General features: G+C 66.7%; 17 protein-coding genes. 12 read left to right on the top strand and 5 right to left on the bottom strand.

The features are described 5' to 3' along the window. From VIR09_RS03420 to VIR09_RS03405, 4 genes are all read left to right on the top strand, one after another. The coding region (locus tag VIR09_RS03420) for an SPOR domain-containing protein (protein ID WP_332011598.1) at positions 1-297 on the top strand (297 nt) is incomplete at its 5' end. An 81-nt stretch (positions 298-378) separates the two neighbouring features. After that, the gene (locus VIR09_RS03415; protein ID WP_332011597.1) at positions 379-1,008 is read left to right on the top strand and encodes a thiol:disulfide interchange protein DsbA/DsbL; all 630 of its coding nucleotides are present in this window, start codon (positions 379-381) and stop codon (positions 1,006-1,008) included. A gap of 136 nt (positions 1,009-1,144) precedes the next feature. After that, positions 1,145-2,356 (top strand): ABC transporter substrate-binding protein, encoded by a 1,212-nt coding sequence (locus tag VIR09_RS03410; protein WP_332011596.1) that lies wholly within the window; start codon positions 1,145-1,147, stop codon positions 2,354-2,356. Further along, positions 2,335-3,300: a hypothetical protein gene (locus VIR09_RS03405; protein ID WP_332011595.1), complete on the top strand. Its 966-nt coding sequence runs from the start codon at positions 2,335-2,337 to the stop codon at positions 3,298-3,300. Before VIR09_RS03410 ends, VIR09_RS03405 begins: the two co-directional genes overlap by 22 nt. 21 nt (positions 3,301-3,321) lie before the next feature. Here the strand turns inward: VIR09_RS03405 and metC are convergent, their stop codons facing one another. Both metC and VIR09_RS03395 read right to left on the bottom strand, forming a co-directional pair. Further along, entirely contained in the window at positions 3,322-4,515 is a 1,194-nt protein-coding gene (metC, locus tag VIR09_RS03400; protein WP_414639376.1) for a cystathionine beta-lyase, read from the bottom strand. An 85-nt stretch (positions 4,516-4,600) separates the two neighbouring features. Beyond that, positions 4,601-5,326, bottom strand: coding sequence for a nitroreductase (locus VIR09_RS03395; RefSeq protein WP_332011594.1), 726 nt, complete (start codon positions 5,324-5,326; stop codon positions 4,601-4,603). Between the two features lie 134 nt (positions 5,327-5,460). Here VIR09_RS03395 and VIR09_RS03390 point away from each other — a divergent pair, with 134 nt between their 5' ends. After that, positions 5,461-6,087, top strand: a complete 627-nt coding sequence (locus VIR09_RS03390) for a LysE family translocator (protein WP_332011593.1) — start codon at positions 5,461-5,463, stop codon at positions 6,085-6,087. A 43-nt stretch (positions 6,088-6,130) separates the two neighbouring features. On the opposite strand, the gene VIR09_RS03385 is transcribed toward VIR09_RS03390, so the two are convergent. Continuing rightward, positions 6,131-7,198 carry an MBL fold metallo-hydrolase gene (locus VIR09_RS03385; RefSeq protein WP_332011592.1) on the bottom strand — a complete coding sequence of 356 codons (1,068 nt, stop codon included), beginning with the start codon at positions 7,196-7,198 and terminating at the stop codon, positions 6,131-6,133. A 72-nt stretch (positions 7,199-7,270) separates the two neighbouring features. On the opposite strand from VIR09_RS03385, the gene VIR09_RS03380 reads away from it, so the two are divergent. Beyond that, the gene (locus tag VIR09_RS03380; protein ID WP_332011591.1) at positions 7,271-7,651 is read left to right on the top strand and encodes a MerR family DNA-binding transcriptional regulator; all 381 of its coding nucleotides are present in this window, start codon (positions 7,271-7,273) and stop codon (positions 7,649-7,651) included. Between the two features lie 10 nt (positions 7,652-7,661). After that, complete coding sequence (locus tag VIR09_RS03375) at positions 7,662-7,994, top strand: YnfA family protein (protein ID WP_332011590.1); 333 nt, start codon at positions 7,662-7,664, stop codon at positions 7,992-7,994. A gap of 75 nt (positions 7,995-8,069) precedes the next feature. Here the strand turns inward: VIR09_RS03375 and VIR09_RS03370 are convergent, their stop codons facing one another. After that, positions 8,070-9,041: a tripartite tricarboxylate transporter substrate binding protein gene (locus tag VIR09_RS03370; protein ID WP_332011589.1), complete on the bottom strand. Its 972-nt coding sequence runs from the start codon at positions 9,039-9,041 to the stop codon at positions 8,070-8,072. Positions 9,042-9,099: 58 nt separating this feature from the next. After that, positions 9,100-10,275, bottom strand: a complete 1,176-nt coding sequence (locus VIR09_RS03365; protein ID WP_332011588.1) for a M20 aminoacylase family protein — start codon at positions 10,273-10,275, stop codon at positions 9,100-9,102. A gap of 246 nt (positions 10,276-10,521) precedes the next feature. Here VIR09_RS03365 and VIR09_RS03360 point away from each other — a divergent pair, with 246 nt between their 5' ends. The 5 genes from VIR09_RS03360 to VIR09_RS03340 form a co-directional block, all read left to right on the top strand. Further along, positions 10,522-11,700, top strand: coding sequence for an isovaleryl-CoA dehydrogenase (locus tag VIR09_RS03360; RefSeq protein WP_332011587.1), 1,179 nt, complete (start codon positions 10,522-10,524; stop codon positions 11,698-11,700). 10 nt (positions 11,701-11,710) lie between these two features. Then, positions 11,711-13,567 (top strand): bifunctional isocitrate dehydrogenase kinase/phosphatase, encoded by a 1,857-nt coding sequence (aceK, locus tag VIR09_RS03355; RefSeq protein WP_332011586.1) that lies wholly within the window; start codon positions 11,711-11,713, stop codon positions 13,565-13,567. Between the two features lie 35 nt (positions 13,568-13,602). Next, the gene (locus VIR09_RS03350) at positions 13,603-14,784 is read left to right on the top strand and encodes an acetyl-CoA C-acetyltransferase (protein ID WP_013390877.1); all 1,182 of its coding nucleotides are present in this window, start codon (positions 13,603-13,605) and stop codon (positions 14,782-14,784) included. 225 nt (positions 14,785-15,009) lie between these two features. Next, positions 15,010-16,617: a carboxyl transferase domain-containing protein gene (locus VIR09_RS03345; RefSeq protein ID WP_332011585.1), complete on the top strand. Its 1,608-nt coding sequence runs from the start codon at positions 15,010-15,012 to the stop codon at positions 16,615-16,617. Between the two features lie 57 nt (positions 16,618-16,674). Then, positions 16,675-18,103 (top strand): acetyl-CoA carboxylase biotin carboxylase subunit (locus tag VIR09_RS03340; RefSeq protein ID WP_332011584.1); only part of this gene is annotated, 1,429 nt, incomplete at its 3' end.

The raw sequence follows: 18,103 nt of genomic DNA, 5'->3' as shown, positions 1-18,103 counted from the left end.
CCTACGCCCATCTCCAAGGCCGCGCCTGCGCCGGCTCCCAAGCCGGCTGCCACCGCGTCCGCCGCCAACGGCACGTATTACCTCCAGGCCGGCGCATTCCGCGGCGAAAACGACGCGGAATCCCTCAAGGCCCGCATCATCCTGCTGGGCCTGCCGGTAGCGGTGCACAAGGCCGAAGTGAACGGCAAGCCCATCAACCGGGTCAGGGTGGGGCCCTTCGCCCGCCTGGACGACATGAACCGGGCCCGCGGCCGCCTGGGCGAGAACAAGATCGAAACCGCCGTGGTGCGCCAGTAATGCGCGCTGCCGCTCCCGCATGCATTGAACTTATCCGGCCCCGGGCCTGTCTGTAACTTTTTACTCAGGAACCTCTCATCCATGCTGTCCCCCAAGATAATCCGCATCCTGGCCGCGGCCGCGCTGACCGCCACGGCATTCTTCAGCCCGGCAAGCCACGCGCAAGGCGCGCAGCAGTCCATCGCCATCAATCCGCCGCTGCCGTCGGACACCCCGGGCAAGATCGAGGTCCTGGAATTCTTCGCCTACACCTGCCCGCACTGCGCCGCCATGGAACCCATGGTTGAAGACTGGGCCAAGACCGCGCCGCCCGATGTGGTGCTCAAGCAGGTTCCGATTGCCTTCAACGCCGGCATGAAGCCGCTGCAGCAGCTCTACTACACGCTGCTGGCCCTGGACCGCCCGGACCTGCACCCCAAGGTTTTCGCCGCCATCCACGGCGAGCACAAGCGCCTGTTCGACAAGAAGGCAATGGGCGAATGGGCCGCGACCCAGGGCGTGGACCGCGAAAAGTTCGACTCGGTCTTCGATTCGTTCAGCGTCCAGACGCAAGTGCAGCGCGCCAACCAGCTGGCCGAGGCCTACCGCATCGACGGCACCCCGTCGTTCGCCGTCGGCGGCAAGTTCATGACCTCGCCGGTCATGGCGGGCAACAGCTACGAAGGCGCGCTGAAGGAAGTGACGCGCCTGATCCCGCTGGCGCGCAACTGATACGCCGCAAACGGAATTCAAAGCGCCCCGAGCCGCAAGGCCGGGGCGTTTTTCTTTGCAGTCCCGGCGACCGCCCGCGCTACACTTTCTCCACAACAATTCGCCGCGACAGCGGCACACAATGGGTGGAAGACAAATGAAGCAGCGACTCCCGCGCAGCCGCGCGATGCTGGGCCTGTGCCTGGCGCTGGCCGCCAGCCTGGCCCAGGCCAATGAGGCCGACGGCGTCAAGATCGGCGTACTCACGGACATGGCGGGCGTCACCGCCGACGCCACCGGCAAGGGCTCGGTCGAAGCCGCTCGCCTCGCCATCGAGGAAATGGGCGGCACCCTGCTGGGCAAGCCCATTTCGCTGGTATCGGGCGACCACCAGCACCGGCCCGACATCGGCAGCAGCATGGCGCGCAAGTGGTACGACACCGATGGCGTGGACGTGATCGTGGACGTGCCCAATTCCTCGGTGGCACTGGCGGTGCAGGGCATCGCGCGCGACAAGAAGAAGCTGGTGCTGTTCTCCAGCCCCGGCACCACCGCGCTGACCCAGGCGCAGTGCTCGCCCTACGGCGTGCAATGGACCTACACCACCTACGCGCTATCGCGCGGCACGGCGACCGCGGTGGTCAACGAAGGCAACAAGCGCTGGTTCATCCTGGCCTCCGACTATGCCTTCGGCAAGCAGCTGGCGGCGGACACCGAAACCGTAGTCAAGGCCAACGGCGGTGAAGTGGTCGGGACTGTCTACCACCCCCTGAACGCTTCGGATTTCGCATCCTTCCTGTTGCAGGCGCAGGCCTCCAAGGCCCAGATCATCGCCATCGCCAACGCGGGCGGCGACACCATCTCGGCTATCAAGCAGGCGGCGGAATTCGGCATCGGCGGCGCCCAGCAACTGGCGGCCATGCTGCTGCTGATCACCGACGTACACAGCCTGGGCCTGCAAGCGGCGCAGAAAACCTATCTGACCGTGCCGTCCTACTGGGACATGAACGACGGCACGCGCGCCTTCGCCAAGAAGTTCGAGGCCCGCGTGGGGCGTCCGCCCACCTTCCTGCAGGCCGGCGTCTACGGTTCGGTCCGCCACTATCTGCAGGCTGTGAAGGCCGCCGGCACGGTAGACGCCGACGCCGTCATGGCGAAGATGAAGTCGCTGCCCATCGACGACCCCTTCAGCCTGAACGCGCGCATTCGCGAAGACGGCCTGGTGGTACGCGACATGATGCTGGCGCAGGTCAAGACGCCAGCGCAGTCCAAGGCGCCCTGGGATTACTACAACATCGTGCGCAACATCCCCGGCGCCACGCTGGCCTGGCCCCTGTCTGAAAGCCAATGCCCGCTGGTCAAGCCATGACGCAAGCGGTGACGCTGTCCGACTTCGGCAGCTTTTACGCGGGCGGCCGGCAGGTGCGCATCGACGGCCTGCCGCAGCGCGACATCGCGTTCACGCAGAGCGCATCGCTGGCCTATGACCCCAATGGCCTGTATCACTTCGAGCAGGCCTACGTGCAGTACTTCATCCCGGCGCGGCTGGCGCATCCGCTGCCCATCGTGCTGCTGCATGGTGGCGGCATGACGGGCGCAATGTGGGAGCAGACGCCGGATGGAAGGCCGGGCTGGATGCAGCATTTCCTGCGCCAGGGCCACGCGGTCTATGTCGTGGACAACGTCGAGCGCGGCCGCGCGGGCTGGGCGCCCTTCAAGGAAGTCTGGCCGGAACCGCCCATCATCCGCAATGCCGAGGAAAGCTGGGCGCTGTTCCGCTTCGGCCGCGCCGAGGACTATGCTGCGCGCCGTGCCTTTGCGGGACAACGCTTTCCGGTCGCAGCCTTCGATACCTTCATCCGCCACGCGGTGCCGCGCTGGCTGGGCAACAACGATGCGGCGCTGCGCGGATTCTGCGCGGTACTGGAGCGCGTGGGGCCTTGTCTGGTAATGGCGCACAGCCACGGCGGCGAGGTCGCCTACCGCGCGCTGCATGCGCGGCCGGACCTGGTGCGCGGCGTCATCGGCATCGAGCCCTCGGGCTTCTCGCCCGAGGTCGCGGCCCAGGCCGTGGCGGACAAGCCTTTCCTGTTCGTCTATGGCGACTACCTGGACGCCACGCCGCTGTGGGAAAAGCTGTGCATCACCGGACAGGCCTACGCCGACGAACTGGCGCGCCAGGGCGCCCGCGTGCAGACCTGGCGCCTGGCCGACATGGGCATCGGCGGCAATTCGCACATGCCCATGATGGACGACAACAGCGACGACATCGCCGCGCGCATCGGCGCGTGGATACGCGGCGCGGCCGCCTGAGGCCGCCGCGCCTCGCGCAGCTCAGCCCTGGACGGCCGCGGCTTTCTCCAGCGCCTGGGTCAGGTCGGCGATGATGTCGTCCGGCGACTCCAGGCCGATGTGCAGGCGCACCAGGGCGTTGTCGCCTTCGCCCCAATAGCGGTGCTTGGACAGGTCCTTGCCCGACACCAGCTGCACCAGGCTTTCGTAGCCGCCCCAGGAAAAGCCGATGCCGAACAGCGTCAGCGAATCGATGAACACTCGCGCCGCCGCCGGCGACAGCCGCAGCTCCACGGACAGCATGCCATTGGAACCCGTGCAATCACGCTGCCACAGCGCGTGGCCGGGATCCTGCGGCCAGGCCGGGTGGAACAGGCGCACCGTCTCGGGACGGCTCTTGAAGAATTCGCACACCTGCAAGGCATGACGCGCATGCTGAGCCATGCGGATGGGCATGGTGCGCACGCCGCGCAGGGCCAGCCAGGCGTCGTCCGCGCTGATGGAATAGCCCATGGCGTATTGCGTGCGGTTGAGCTTGCGGGCGATCTCTTCGTCATTGGTGACGACGGCGCCCAGCATCAGGTCGGAGTGCCCGCCCACGTACTTGGTGCCGGCGATGACGGACACCTGCGCGCCCAGCGTCAGCGGGCGGTAGATGTAGCCCGAGCCCCAGGTATTGTCGGTCGCCAGCACCAGGCCATGGCTCTGCGCGAAGGCGGCCATGGCGCCCATGTCCAGCATTTCGAACAGCAGGGATCCGGGCGACTCCACGTACAGCAGCTTGGTGTTCGGACGCACCAGTTCTTCCAGGTCCTCGCCGGCGGCGAAGTACGTGATCTCGATGTTCATGCGCTTGAGCACCGCGTCGTCCAGCTCGCGCATCGGGCCGTAGACGCAGTCCGAGATCAGCGCGTGGTCGCCGGCCGAGCACAGGGCCATCATGACCATGGTCATGGCTGAAAGGCCCGAGGACGCCAGGTAGCAATGCGTGCCGCCTTCGAGTTGGGTGAAAACCTCTTCCAGCGCCGCATGCGTGTCCATGCCCATGCGCCCGTAGGTCGACGCACGTCCTCCGGCCGCCTTGCTGCGTTGAGCCTTTTCAAGCGCGGCGAGATTCTCGAAGCGCACCGTGCTGGCGCGCATGGGCGGCAGGGGCACCGGCGCCGTGCCGGTTTCGGGGTTGAACGGGGCGGTGCCTGCGTGCTGCAGAAGCGTATCGATGTGTTTGGTGGGCATCTTCAGTGGACTGCTTGCGTATGGACAGGGGCGGAACAAAGGTGGTCAGGATGAACCATATCAGGCGCGGCGCGGCCTGTCGTCCCTAGCCGCCTACCCAGGTGACGGTCTCGGCCTGCGGGGCGCGGTTGGTGCGGTAGCTGTTGGCGGGGTGCGCGGCGTCGGCATAACCGAAGGAAATGCCGCAGACCACGCGGCGGTCCGCGGCGATGCCGAGTTCCTCGCGCAGCACTTCCGGGTACATGGCCAGGGATGCCTGGGCGACCGTGGCCACGCCGTTGGCCTGGGCCGCCAGCAGGAAATTGGCCACATAGCCGCCGCAATCCATCGCGCCGTATTCGCCCAGCGCCTCGTCGGTGGTGACGATGGCGACGTGCGGCGCGTCGAACAGTTGGAAATTACGCATTTCCTGGCGGCGGTAGGCCTCGCGGTCGCCGCGCGCCACGCCGACCGCGCCATAGAGCTGGAAGCCCGATTCGCGCCGCCGGGCCAGGTACTCGCCCTGGTACTCGCGCGGGAACGGGAAATCCGGGGTGAAGCCAGACTGTTCCGCGCGGCGTTGCAGCGCGTCGCGCAGGCGTTCCGTACCCGCGCCTTCGGTGATCGTCACCTGCCAGGGCTGGCAGTTGCACCAGGACGCGGCGCGCTGCGCCAGGTCCAGGATGCGTTCGATGGTGCCGCGCGCCACCGGTTCGGGCAGGAATGCGCGGCAGCTGTGGCGCGCATGCAGCCACTCCTCAAGCGCGGCGTCGGGGCGCGCATCGGCGTCCTTCAAGGGTTCCCGGGATTGCGGCATGGCGGTGGGGGGCATGGCTGTTGTCTCTCCTGGTCGGCCCGGCAGGTCCCGCGAGGGACGCATGGGGCATGCATGATGGGCACGTCTTTGCCTTTATGATGCCACTTCCGGCCTCCCGGAGCCGGCCGACCCGTTCCAGGCGAACCCTCATGCTGCCCATCGACACCCTGATCGCATTCTTCGGCATTGCCGTCCTGCTGGCCCTGACCCCGGGACCGGACAATCTGTTCGTGCTGATGCAATCCGCCATCTGGGGCCGCAAGGCCGGCATGTTCGTGGTGCTGGGGCTGTGCACGGGGCTGCTGGGGCATACGGCCGCCGTGGCCGTGGGACTGGCCGCCGTGTTCGCGGCCTCGCCCATGGCCTTCACCGTGCTCAAGCTGGCGGGCGCCGCCTACCTGGCCTATCTGGCGTGGCAGATCCTGCGCGCGCCGGTCGAGTCCGAAGCCGGCAAGCGTCCCGAACCCATGCGGCCCGGCGCACTGTACCGCCGCGGCATCGTGATGAACCTGACCAACCCCAAGGTGCTGCTGTTCTTCTTCGCCTTCCTGCCGCAATTCACCTCGCCGGCGCTGGGCCCGGTCGGTTTGCAGACCATGCAGCTGGGCGCGGTCTTCATGGTCGTCACGCTGCTGGTGTTCGGCGCCATTGCGTTCTTCTCGGGCGCGTTCGGTGAACTGCTGCAGCGCTCGGTGACGGCCAAACGCTGGCTGAACCGGATCGCCGCGCTGGTGTTCGTCGGACTGGCCGTGCGGTTGGCTACGGCCACGCGTTAGGCGGCGCGGCGGCCCATGCGCGCCGCCTTGCTGCCTGCCACGCTCAGACGGCCGAGAACCGCACGATGCCGTCCGCGCCCAGCGCGCGCTTGAGCTTGCCTTCGAAGTACAGCGCGTGCAGGTGCGCCAGCGCCTCGCCCATGGCGAAGGTCAGCTGGTGCAGGTCCAGCTTGCGCTTGAACAGCACCGGCACGATGTCCGTGGTCGATTGCGGCTGGATGGCACAAGCCTCCAACACCTCGGCCAGGCGGTCGCGATGGTGTTCATGCTGTTGCGCGATGCGCTCGTGCAGGCCCTTGAAGGGGCGGCCGTGCGAGGGCAGCACCAAGGTGTCCCTGGGCAAGTCGGCGTAACCGTCCAGCGAACGCAGGTACAGGGGCAGGGGATTGGCGTCCGGCTCGTAGTCGAACACGCTGACGTTGGTGGAAATGCGCGGCAGCACCATGTCGCCGGAGATCAGCACGCCGAGGTCCGGTGAAAACAGCGAGGCGTGCTCGGGCGCGTGCCCGTAGCCCACGATCACGCGCCAGTCGCGCCCGCCGATGCGCACCGCGTCGCCATGCAGGATGCGCGTGTAGCGCGCAGGCACGGCCGGTACCAGGTTGGGGTAGTAGTTGGCGCGCTGGCGGATCTGCTCTTGCGCGTCCAGGTCGGTCAGGCCGTGGCGGGCGAAGTGGTCCACCGCCGATTGGCCGCCGGGACCGCCGCCCGCGTCGCCGCGGCGCGAGGACCACAGCGAGGCGACCACGAAGTCCGTCATCGTCATCCACAGGGGCGCATTCCAGCGTTCGCACAGCCAATGCGCCAGGCCGATGTGGTCGGGGTGCATGTGAGTGACGAGCACGCGCAGCACAGGCAGGCCTTCCAGCTCATTCTCGAAGACGTCTTCCCACAGCGTCTTGACCTCGTCGCGCGCGATGCCGCAGTCGACGATGGTCCAGCCGTCGCGGCCGTCGATGTTGTCGCGCAGCAGCCAGAGGTTGATATGATCCAGCGCGAACGGCAGCGGCATCCTGATCCATTTGACCCCTTCCGCCACCACGTGCGAACGGCCGGCTTCGGGCTGAAAATCGGCCCAGGGATACTGCAGTTTCTGTTCGTTCGGGTTCATTGCCTCTCCTCCACGCTTGACGATTGGGTCAAGTCATCATAATTTACGTTTACGTAAACTGCCACACGCCGCATGTCCCCGTCAACCTGGACCATCTCTGAACTCTCGCGCGAGTTCGACGTCACGCCCCGCACGATCCGCTTCTACGAAGACCAGGGGATCGTCAGCCCGGCGCGCGAAGGACGCAACCGCATCTTCGGGCCGCGCGACCGCACGCGCCTGAAACTGGCCCTGCGCGGCAAGCGCCTGGGCTTGCAATTGTCCGAGATCCTGACCCTGATCGACATGTATGACGGGCCGGGCGATACCGAGGTCCAGTTGCGCCAGTACCTCAGCGTGCTCCAACAGCACCGTAGCACGCTGGAACAGCAGCGCCGCGACATCGAGGATACCCTGCACGAAATTTCACAGCAGGAACAGCAATGCCGCGATCTGCTCGCGCAGAAGCCCTAGGAACGCGAGCATGGGCGCTTTGCAAACCCTCGCGCTGTTCATCCTGACGGCGCTGGCCGAAATCGTCGGCTGCTATCTGCCTTATCTGTGGCTGCGCAAAGGCCATTCCATCTGGCTGCTGGTGCCCGCTGCCGCCAGCCTGGCGCTGTTCGCCTGGCTGCTCACGCTGCACCCGACGGCCTCGGGCCGCGTCTATGCGGCGTATGGCGGCGTGTACATCGGCATGGCGCTGTTGTGGCTGTGGGCCGTGGACGGCGTGCGTCCCAGCATCAGCGACTGGCTGGGCGTGGGCCTGTGCCTGGCCGGCATGCTGGTAATCATGTTCGGGCCGCGCAGCACGTAGACGACATTCGCCGCCAGCGCTCAAAAAAAAGCGCGCGTGCCCAAAGGGCCGCGCGCTTTTTACATCGACCTGGATTTACTCGGCCTTGATGTTGCCTTCCTTGATGACCCGCGCGTTGTTGACGAATTCCGCCTGCACCTGCTTGGCGAAAGCTTCGCCCACGGCCGTGCCAGACTGCAGGTAGGACTTGGCCAGCAGTTCCTGGAACTCGGCGCTGGCGACGGCCTTGGCCAACGCGGCCTGCAGCGGCTGCGCAACCGCGGCCGGCAGATTGGCGGGCGCGAACACGCCGAAGTTCGAGTAGTACTGCGCCTGCGGCATCTTCAGTTCCGCCATGGTGGGTACGTCCGGCCAGGCGGCCAGGCGCTCGGGGGCCATCACGGCCAGCGGCTTGAGCGCGCCGTTGGCGACGTGCGGCAGCACCACGTCGCTATTGACCACCAGCAGCTCGACCACGCCGCCCAGGCCGTCGGTCAGCGCCTGGCTGTTGCCGCGGTAAGGCACATGCAGCATCTGGGTGCCGGTTTGCGCCGTGACGGCCGACATGCCGATGTGGGCCACGGTGCCCTGGCCCGGCGTGCCGTAGCGCACGCCGTCCGGATGCGACTTGGCGTAGTCGATCAGGCCGGCGAAGTCCTTCACCGGCAGCGCCTTGGTGGCGACGATGGCGACAGGCGCCACCGCCACGCTGGCCACCGGCGTCAGGTCCTTCATCGGGTCGTAGTTGGTCTTGGCCAGATGCGGGAAGATCGTCAGCGGGCTGGTGGAGGCCAGCAGCAGGGTGGTGCCGTCCGGCTGCGCCCGCGCCACGAAGTCGGTGCCCACGGAGGCGCCCGCGCCCGGCTTGTTCTCGACGATGACGGTTACGTTGCTTTCCTTGCGCAGCACGTCGCCCAGGCGGCGTCCGATCGCGTCGGCGCTGCCGCCTGCGGTGTAGGGCACCACCAGCGTGACGGGCTTGGCCGGCCAGCTCTGCGCCATTGCGCCGCTGGCCATGATTGCCATGGCCGCCCCCGCGGCCTTGATCAGCAATGTCTTCTTTTTCATATCGTCCTAGTAATGTTGCGTGGCACTGCGTCAGATAAAGCGAAAAGCGTGAAGCGCATCAGGCCAGATAGCGTTGCGACAGGCGTACCCAGTACGACGCGCCAGCCGGAATCAGGGCATCATTGAAGTCATAGCTGGCGTTGTGCAGCATGCAGGGACCCAGGCCGTGGCCCGCCATGCGGTGTTCGCCGTCGCCGTTGCCCAGGAACACGTAGCAGCCGGGCTTTTCCTGCAGCAGGAAGGCAAAGTCTTCCGAGGCCATGGCAGGCTCGATCACCATGGCCTTGTCCTCGCCCACGACCTCACGCATGACTTCCATGCAGAACTCGGTCTCGGCCACGGTATTCACCAGCGCCGGGTAGCGGCGCTCGAAGAACACGTCGGCCTCGCAGCCGTGCGCGGCCGCGATGTTGCCAGCGATCTCGTTCATGCGGCGTTCGATCAGATCGACCACGTCGGTGCTGTAGGCCCGCACCGAGCCGCCCAGCCAGGCGCTGTTGGGAATCACGTTGATCACGCTGCCGCCGGCCTGCACCTGGGTGATCGACAGCACGGCAGCGTCCAGCGGACGCTTGCTGCGCGTGAGAATGGTCTGCAGCGACTGGCCGATGGCGAACAGCGCCGGCACCGGATCGCTGCAGTCCTGCGGCGCGGCGGCGTGGCCGCCCTTGCCGCGCACGGTGATCTTGAAGCCGTTGGCGGCCGCCATCATCGGGCCGGCACAGACGCCGATGGACCCGGCCGGCAGCCCCGGCCAGTTGTGCATGCCGAACACGGCTTCGCAGGGGAAGCGTTCGAACAAGCCGTCCTGGATCATCGCCCGGCCGCCCGCGCCGCCTTCCTCGGCTGGCTGGAAGCACAGGTACACCGTGCCATCGAAGCCGCCCTCGGTCTGCAGGTGGCGCGCGGCGGCCAGCAGCATGGCGGTATGGCCGTCATGGCCGCAGCCGTGCATCTTGCCGTCGTGGCGCGAGCGGTGCTCGAACTGGTTTTCTTCCTGCATGGGCAGCGCATCCATGTCGGCGCGCAGCATGATGGCGCGATCCGACGCGCCGCGCTTGATCACGCCGACCACCCCGGTCTTGGCGATGCCGGTGTGGGTCTCGATGCCCCAGCCGCGCAGCGTGTCCGCCACCACCTTGGCCGTGCGGTGCTCTTCGTAGCAAAGCTCCGGGTGCATGTGGATGTCGCGCCGCAGCGCCACAATTTCGTCCAGATTGGATAGTTCGAGCACGGCAAACTCCGTCGCAATGATTCAGGATTCAAGGATCGGCTGGAATCTTACCCAGCGCCGCTCCCCCGGTAACACGCAATTACCTAGGGATAACCCGACTCCACTTTACGTTTACGTAAACGTAATATTTGCAGTGCATCATTGCGCAGCGATGGCCGATCGGCGCATCATGAGCCACGCGCGGCAATCAGGCGCCGGAGACAGGCGCCTACAAAATAGTAAGTACCTACTATCACGGAGACAGCGATGAACCTTCCCGGCCTGAACTTCGACCTGGGCGAAGATCTGGACATGCTGCGCGACGCGGTGCGCAATTTCGCGCAGGCCGAGATCGCGCCGCGCGCCGCAGAAGTGGACCGCAGCGACCAGTTCCCCATGGACCTCTGGCGCAAATTCGGCGAGCTCGGCGTGCTGGGCATGACGGCCGATGAGGAATACGGCGGCGCAAAAATGGGCTATCTGGCCCACATGATCGTGATGGAGGAAATCTCCCGCGCCAGCGCGTCGGTCGGCCTGTCCTATGGCGCGCACTCCAACCTGTGCGTGAACCAGATCAACCGCAACGGCACGGCGGCCCAGAAGGCCAAGTACCTGCCCAAGCTGATTTCCGGCGAACACGTGGGCGCCCTGGCCATGAGCGAGCCGGGCGCCGGTTCCGACGTGGTCAGCATGAAGCTGCGCGCCGACAAGAACGGCGACCGCTATGTGCTGAACGGCACCAAGATGTGGATCACCAACGGCCCCGACGCCGACACCCTGGTGGTCTACGCCAAGACCGACCCCGAAGCCCATCAGCGCGGCATCACCGCCTTCCTGGTCGAAAAGGGCTTCAAGGGCTTTTCCGTCGCGCAGAAGCTGGACAAGCTGGGCATGCGCGGCAGCCACACCGGCGAACTGGTGTTCCAGGACTGCGAAATCCCCGAAGAAAACGTGCTGGGCCAGGTCAACGGCGGCGTCAAGGTGCTGATGAGCGGCCTGGACTACGAACGTGCGGTGCTGTCCGGCGGCCCGGTGGGCATCATGCAGGCCGTGATGGACGTGGTCGTCCCCTATATCCATGACCGCAAGCAGTTCGGCCAGGCCATCGGCGAATTCCAGCTGATCCAGGGCAAGGTCGCGGACCTGTACACCACCCTGCAGGCCAGCCGGGCCTTCTGCTACCAGGTCGGCAAGAACCTGGACCGCCTGGGCGCCGAACACGTGCGCCAGGTGCGCAAGGATTGCGCCGCACTGATCCTGTACACGGCCGAAAAAGCCACCTGGATGGCGGGCGAGGGCGTGCAGATCCTGGGCGGCAACGGCTACATCAACGAGTACCCGGTGGGGCGCCTGTGGCGCGACGCCAAGCTGTACGAGATCGGCGCCGGCACCAGCGAAATCCGCCGCATGCTGATCGGCCGCGAACTGTTCAACGAAACCGCCTGAGCGCGCCTCCATGATCCGCATGTCCGACGTCCAGCACATCGAGCAGGCGCCCGCGCCGGGCCCCTCGCCTCTGGACGTCGCGCGGCTGATCCTGGCGGGCTTCGACCGCCACTACGCACTGTTCCGCTACAGCGCCCAGCGCGCCAAGGCGCTGTTCGAATCCGGCGACTGGCACGGAATCCAGCGCCTGTCGCGCGAACGCATCGAGTACTACGACATGCGGGTGCGCGAATGCGCCACCCAGCTGGAAGGCGTGCTGCGCGGCCGGCCGGAAGGCGCGGTGGGGGCCAACGGCAGCGCCGCGCCCACCCTGAGCGACGAGCAGACCGCGTTCTGGCAGCAGATCAAGCAGGAATTCGTGGGGCTGCTGGGCGAGCACCGCCAGCCCGAATGCGCCGAGACCTTTTTCAATTCGGTCTCCTGCCGCATCCTGCATCGCGACTATTTCCACAACGCCTTCCTGTTCGTTCGTCCGGCCATCGCCACCGATTACCTGGACAGCAGCCTCCCCTCGTACCGGGTGTACTACCCGGCCACGGACGGGCTCGAGAAAAGCCTGATCCGCATGGTGGCGGACTTCGGCCTGGCGCTGCCCTTTGAAGACCTGCCGCGCGACACGCGGCTGCTGGCGCGCGCCGCGGTCAAACAGCTGCGCACGATACTGCCGCGCCACGTCGGCCGCCGCATCGCCAGCGACTGCCAGATCCACGCGCTGGGCTCGCTGTTCTTCCGCAACAAGGGAGCCTACATCGTCGGCCGCCTGATCAACCAGGGCACGGTGTATCCCTTTGCGGTGGCGCTGATGCGCAACCCGGCGGGCCAGGTCGTACTGGATGCGCTGCTGCTGGGCGCCGACGACCTGAGCACGCTGTTCAGCTTCACGCGCGCCTACTTCCTGGTGGACATGGAAACGCCGGCCGCGGTGGTGAACTTCCTGTCCAGCCTGCTGCCGCGCAAGCCCAAGGCCGAGCTCTACACCATGATCGGCCTGCAGAAGCAGGGCAAGACGCTGTTCTACCGCGACTTCCTGCATCACTTGGCCCATTCGCGCGACGCCTTCGACATCGCCCCCGGCATCAAGGGCATGGTGATGTGCGTGTTCACGCTGCCGTCCTATCCCTACGTGTTCAAGCTCATCAAGGACCGCATCGACAAGGACGGCATGGACCATGCCACCGTGCGCCGCAAGTACCAGATGGTGAAGCTGCACGACCGCGTCGGCCGCATGGCCGACACCTGGGAATATTCGCAGGTAGCGCTGCCGCGCGCGCGCTTCGCGCCGGCCCTGCTGGAAGAACTGCGCCGGCTGGTACCCAGCCTGATAGAGGAAACCGGCGACACGGTGGTCATCCGCCATGTCTACATCGAACGGCGCATGACCCCGCTGAACATCTATCTGCGCCAGGCTTCGGACGCGCTGCTGGACCCGGCCGTGCGCGAATACGGGGACGCCATCCGCCAGCTGGCCGCGGCCAATATTTTCCCCGGCGACATGCTGTACAAGAACTTCGGCGTCACGCGCCTGGGCCGCGTCGTTTTCTACGATTACGACGAAATCCAGCGCATGACCGAAATGAATTTCCGGCGCATCCCGCCCGCCCCCAACGAAGAGGCGGAACTGGCTTCCGAGCCCTGGTACGCCATTGGTCCGAATGACGTCTTCCCCGAGGAATTCGGACGCTTCCTGCTAGGCGACCCGCGCGTGCGCGGCGCCTTCATGCGTCACCATGCCGACCTGCTGGAACCGGACTGGTGGCAAGCCTGCCGCAACCATGTTGCGCAAGGCCGGATTGAAGAATTTTTCCCTTACGATACGGACAGACGCCTGCGTCCGGAATGCCCTCCAGGCGACCACGCGGCCTCGTAACCCCAGAGCTGTCCCGACCCTCACAGGAGCTAGCCATGTCAGATCCCATCGTCATCGTTTCCGTCGCCCGCACGCCCATGGGCGGCATGCTGGGCGCCTTGTCCGGCCTGGCCGCGCACGAGCTGGGCTCGATCGCCATCAAGGCCGCCGTCGAACGCGCCGGCATCAAACCCGAGCAAGTCGAAGAAGTCATCATGGGCAACGTGCTGCAGGCTGGCCAAGGCCAGGCCCCCGCGCGCCAGGCCGCGTTGGGCGCCGGCCTGCCGCTGGGCGTGGCTTGCACCACCATCCACAAGGTGTGCGGTTCGGGCCTGAAGGCCGCCATGTTCGGCCATGACCTGCTGGCCGCGGGCAGCGCCAACATCGTCGTCGCTGGCGGCCAGGAAAGCATGAGCAACGCCCCCTACCTGCTGCTCAAGGGCCGCCAGGGCTACCGCTACGGCCACAACACCGTGTATGACCACATGGCGCTGGACGGCCTGGAAGACGCCTACGACAAGGGCAAGGCCATGGGCGTGTTCGCCGAAGATTGCGCCTCCAAATATTCCTTCACCCGCGAACAGCAGGACGCGTTCTCGCTGGAATCGCTGCGCCGCGCCCGCGCCGCATCGGAAGACGGCAGCTTCAAGTGGGAAATCGCCCCCGTGACCGTGGCCGGCCGCAAGGGCGACACCGTGATCGACACCGACGAGGCCCCCACCAAGGCCATGCCGGAAAAGATCCCCACCCTCAAGCCCGCCTTCAAGAAGGACGGCACCGTCACCGCCGCCAACTCGTCGTCGATCTCCGACGGCGCCGCGGCCATGGTGCTGATGCGCGCCTCCACCGCTGAAAAGCTGGGCGTGAAGCCGTTGGCCCGCATCGTCGCCCACAGCCAGCATTCGCAAGAGCCGAACTGGTTCACCACCGCCCCGGTGGGCGCGCTGAAGAACCTGTTCGCCAAGACCGGCTGGAAGGCCGAGGACGTGGACCTCTACGAAATCAACGAAGCCTTCGCGGTGGTCACCATGGCCGCCATGACCGACTTCAAGCTGCCGCATGACAAGGTCAACATCCACGGCGGCGCCACCGCCCTGGGCCATCCGATCGGCGCGTCCGGCGCCCGCCTGATGGCCACCCTGGTCGGCGCGCTGCGCAAGACCGGCGGCAAGCGCGGCGTGGCCACGCTGTGCATCGGCGGCGGCGAAGCCGTGGCAATGGCGATTGAAATGATCTGACGCAACGCCGGGAGGCTTCGGCCTCCCGGCTTTCGATGGATTCCGCTGCGCCTTTTTTGCATGGCGTCGTAGCGCGACGGGTCGGTCGCGCGCCGTGCAGGAAAGGCGCAACGAAATCCCTCTTCGATACCGATAGCCAATAAGCATGCCCGGCCCACCGGGCAGCGAGACAAACCGCTCCACGAGCGCCTTCAAATTTCCAACAAGCAGGACGGGTGGAACCCCATGCCCATCATCGAATCCCGCATCAATCCGCGGTCGCAGGACTACACCGACAATGCGCAGGCCATGCAGGCCCAGCTGGACGATCTGGACCAGCAGTTGGCCCATACCGCGCTGGGCGGCAGCGAAGCCGCGCGCGCCAAGCACGTGGCGCGCGGCAAGCTGCTGCCGCGCGACCGCGTTGAACACCTGATCGATCCGGGCACGCCGTTCCTGGAACTGTCGCCGATGGCGGCGCACGGCATGTACGGCGGCGAAGCCCCCGGCGCCGGCGTCATCACCGGCATCGGCCGCGTGGCCGGCACCGAATGCGTGATCGTCTGCAACGACGCCACGGTCAAGGGCGGCACCTACTACCCGATGACGGTCAAGAAGCACCTGCGCGCGCAGGAGATCGCCGCGCAGAACCACCTGCCCTGCGTCTACCTGGTGGATTCGGGCGGCGCCAACCTGCCGCAGCAGGACGAGGTCTTCCCCGACCGCGAACACTTCGGCCGCATCTTCTACAACCAGGCGCAGATGTCCGCGCAAGGCATTTCGCAGATCGCCGTGGTGATGGGTTCCTGCACCGCCGGCGGCGCCTACGTGCCCGCCATGAGCGACGAGTCCATCATCGTCAAGAACCAGGGCACCATCTTCCTGGGCGGCCCGCCACTGGTAAAGGCCGCCACCGGTGAAGAGGTCAGCGCCGAAGACCTGGGCGGCGGCGACGTGCACACGCGCCTGTCCGGCGTGGTCGACCACCTGGCCGCCAACGACATGCACGCGCTGCAATTGGCGCGCAACGCGGTCGCGCGCCTGAATCGCAAGAAGCCGCAGCCGCTGGCCACCATCCCGGTGCGCGAGCCGCGCTACGACCCCAGCGAACTGAACGGCATCATCCCCGCCGACACGCGCAAGCCCTATGACGTGCGCGAAGTCATCGCGCGCATCGTGGACGGCTCCGAGTTCGACGAGTTCAAGGCGCGCTTCGGCCCCACGCTGGTCACCGGCTTCGCCCACATCCACGGCATGCCCGTGGGCATCGTGGCCAACAACGGCATCCTGTTCTCGGAGTCCGCGCAAAAGGGCGCGCACTTCATCGAACTGTGCGCGCAGCGCAAGATCCCGCTGGTGTTCCTGCAGAACATCACCGGCTTCATGGTCGGCCGCAAGTACGAAAACGAAGGCATCGCCCGCCACGGCGCCAAGATGGTGACGGCGGTGGCCACGGCCAACGTTCCCAAGTTCACGGTGCTGATCGGCGGCTCGTTCGGCGCCGGCAACTACGGCATGTGCGGTCGCGCCTATTCGCCCCGCATGCTGTTCATGTGGCCCAACGCCCGCATCTCGGTCATGGGCGGCGAACAGGCCGCAAGCGTGCTGGCCACGGTCAAGCGCGACGGCATCGAGGCCCGCGGCGGCCAGTGGTCCGCCGACGAGGAAACCGCCTTCAAGACGCCGATCCGCGAACAGTATGAACGCGAAGGCCATCCCTACTACGCCACCGCGCGCCTGTGGGACGACGGCATCATCGCGCCGGCCGACACGCGGCGCGTGTTGGGGTTGGCGCTGTCGGCAGCCTTGAATGCGCCCATCGAGGACACCAAGTTCGGCGTGTTCCGCATGTAGGGCGGCACAGCCGCCCTACATTGCAGCCCAAGAATAATTTCAGCCTGGATGACATCCATGTTCGACACTTTGCTGATTGCCAACCGCGGTGAAATCGCCTGCCGCGTGGCCGCTACCGCCCGCCGCATGGGCATCCGCACCGTGGCGGTGTATTCCGACGCGGACGCCAACGCCCGCCACGTCGCCGCCTGCGACCAGGCCGTGTACATCGGCGGCTCGGAGCCGCGCGCCAGCTACCTGCGCGCCGACGCCATCCTGCAGGCCGCGCGCGACACCGGCGCGGGCGCCATCCATCCTGGTTACGGTTTCCTCTCGGAAAACGAAGCCTTCGCCGAAGCCGCTGAAAAGGCCGGCATCGCTTTTGTCGGACCGCCGGCCTCCGCCATCGCCGCCATGGGCAGCAAGTCCGCCGCCAAATCGCTGATGGAAAAAGCCGGCGTGCCGCTGGTGCCGGGCTATCACGGCGACAACCAGGACCCGCAGTTCCTCAAGACCCAGGCTGACGCCATCGGCTACCCCGTGCTGATCAAGGCCAGCGCCGGCGGCGGCGGCAAGGGCATGCGCGTGGTCGAATCGTCGGGCGCGTTCCTCGATGCATTGGCCTCCTGCCAGCGCGAGGCCGCCTCCAGCTTCGGCGACGACCGCGTGCTGATCGAACGCTATCTGCAGAAACCGCGCCACATCGAGATCCAGGTGTTCGCCGACACGCACGGCAACTGCGTCTATCTGTTCGAGCGCGATTGCTCGGTGCAGCGCCGCCACCAGAAGGTGATCGAGGAAGCCCCCGCGCCCGGCATGACCGAAGAGCGCCGCCGCGCCATGGGCGAAGCCGCCGTGGCCGCCGCGCGCGCCGTGGGCTACGTCGGCGCGGGCACGGTGGAATTCATTGCCGAGCCCGACGGCCGTTTCTATTTCATGGAAATGAACACGCGCCTGCAGGTCGAGCACCCGGTCACCGAAATGATCACCGGCCACGACCTGGTCGAATGGCAGTTGCGCGTGGCCGCCGGCCAACCGCTGCCGGCGCGCCAGGAAGACCTGCGCATCCAGGGACATGCCATCGAGGCCCGCATCTACGCCGAGAACCCCGAGAAGGGCTTCCTGCCGTCCATCGGCACCCTGGCCTACCTGGGCCTGCCGGCGCACACCGCGTTCGCCAACGGCGACATCCGGGTCGACGGCGGCGTGCGCATGGGCGACACCATTACGCCGTTCTACGACCCCATGATCGCCAAGCTGATCGTGCACGGCGCCGACCGCGACCAGGCCCGCGCCCGCATGCTGCAGGCCCTGGCCCAGACCCAAGCCGTGGGCGTGCAGACCAACGTGGCCTTCCTGTCCCGCCTGATGCAGGACAGCGCCTTCGCCGCGGCGGACCTGGACACCGGCCTGATCGAACGCCAACGCGCCACGCTGCTGCCCGACCCCCAAGCCGCCAGTTCTGCCACGCTGGCCCTGGCCTGCGCCGCCGTGCTGGTGCGCCAAG

It is taken from the genome of Achromobacter sp., assembly GCF_036567245.1.
Classification (GTDB): Bacteria; Pseudomonadota; Gammaproteobacteria; order Burkholderiales; family Burkholderiaceae_B; genus Achromobacter.
The sequence above is the reverse complement of the archived record's forward strand: the minus strand, read 5'-3'. Positions and strand labels throughout refer to the sequence as shown.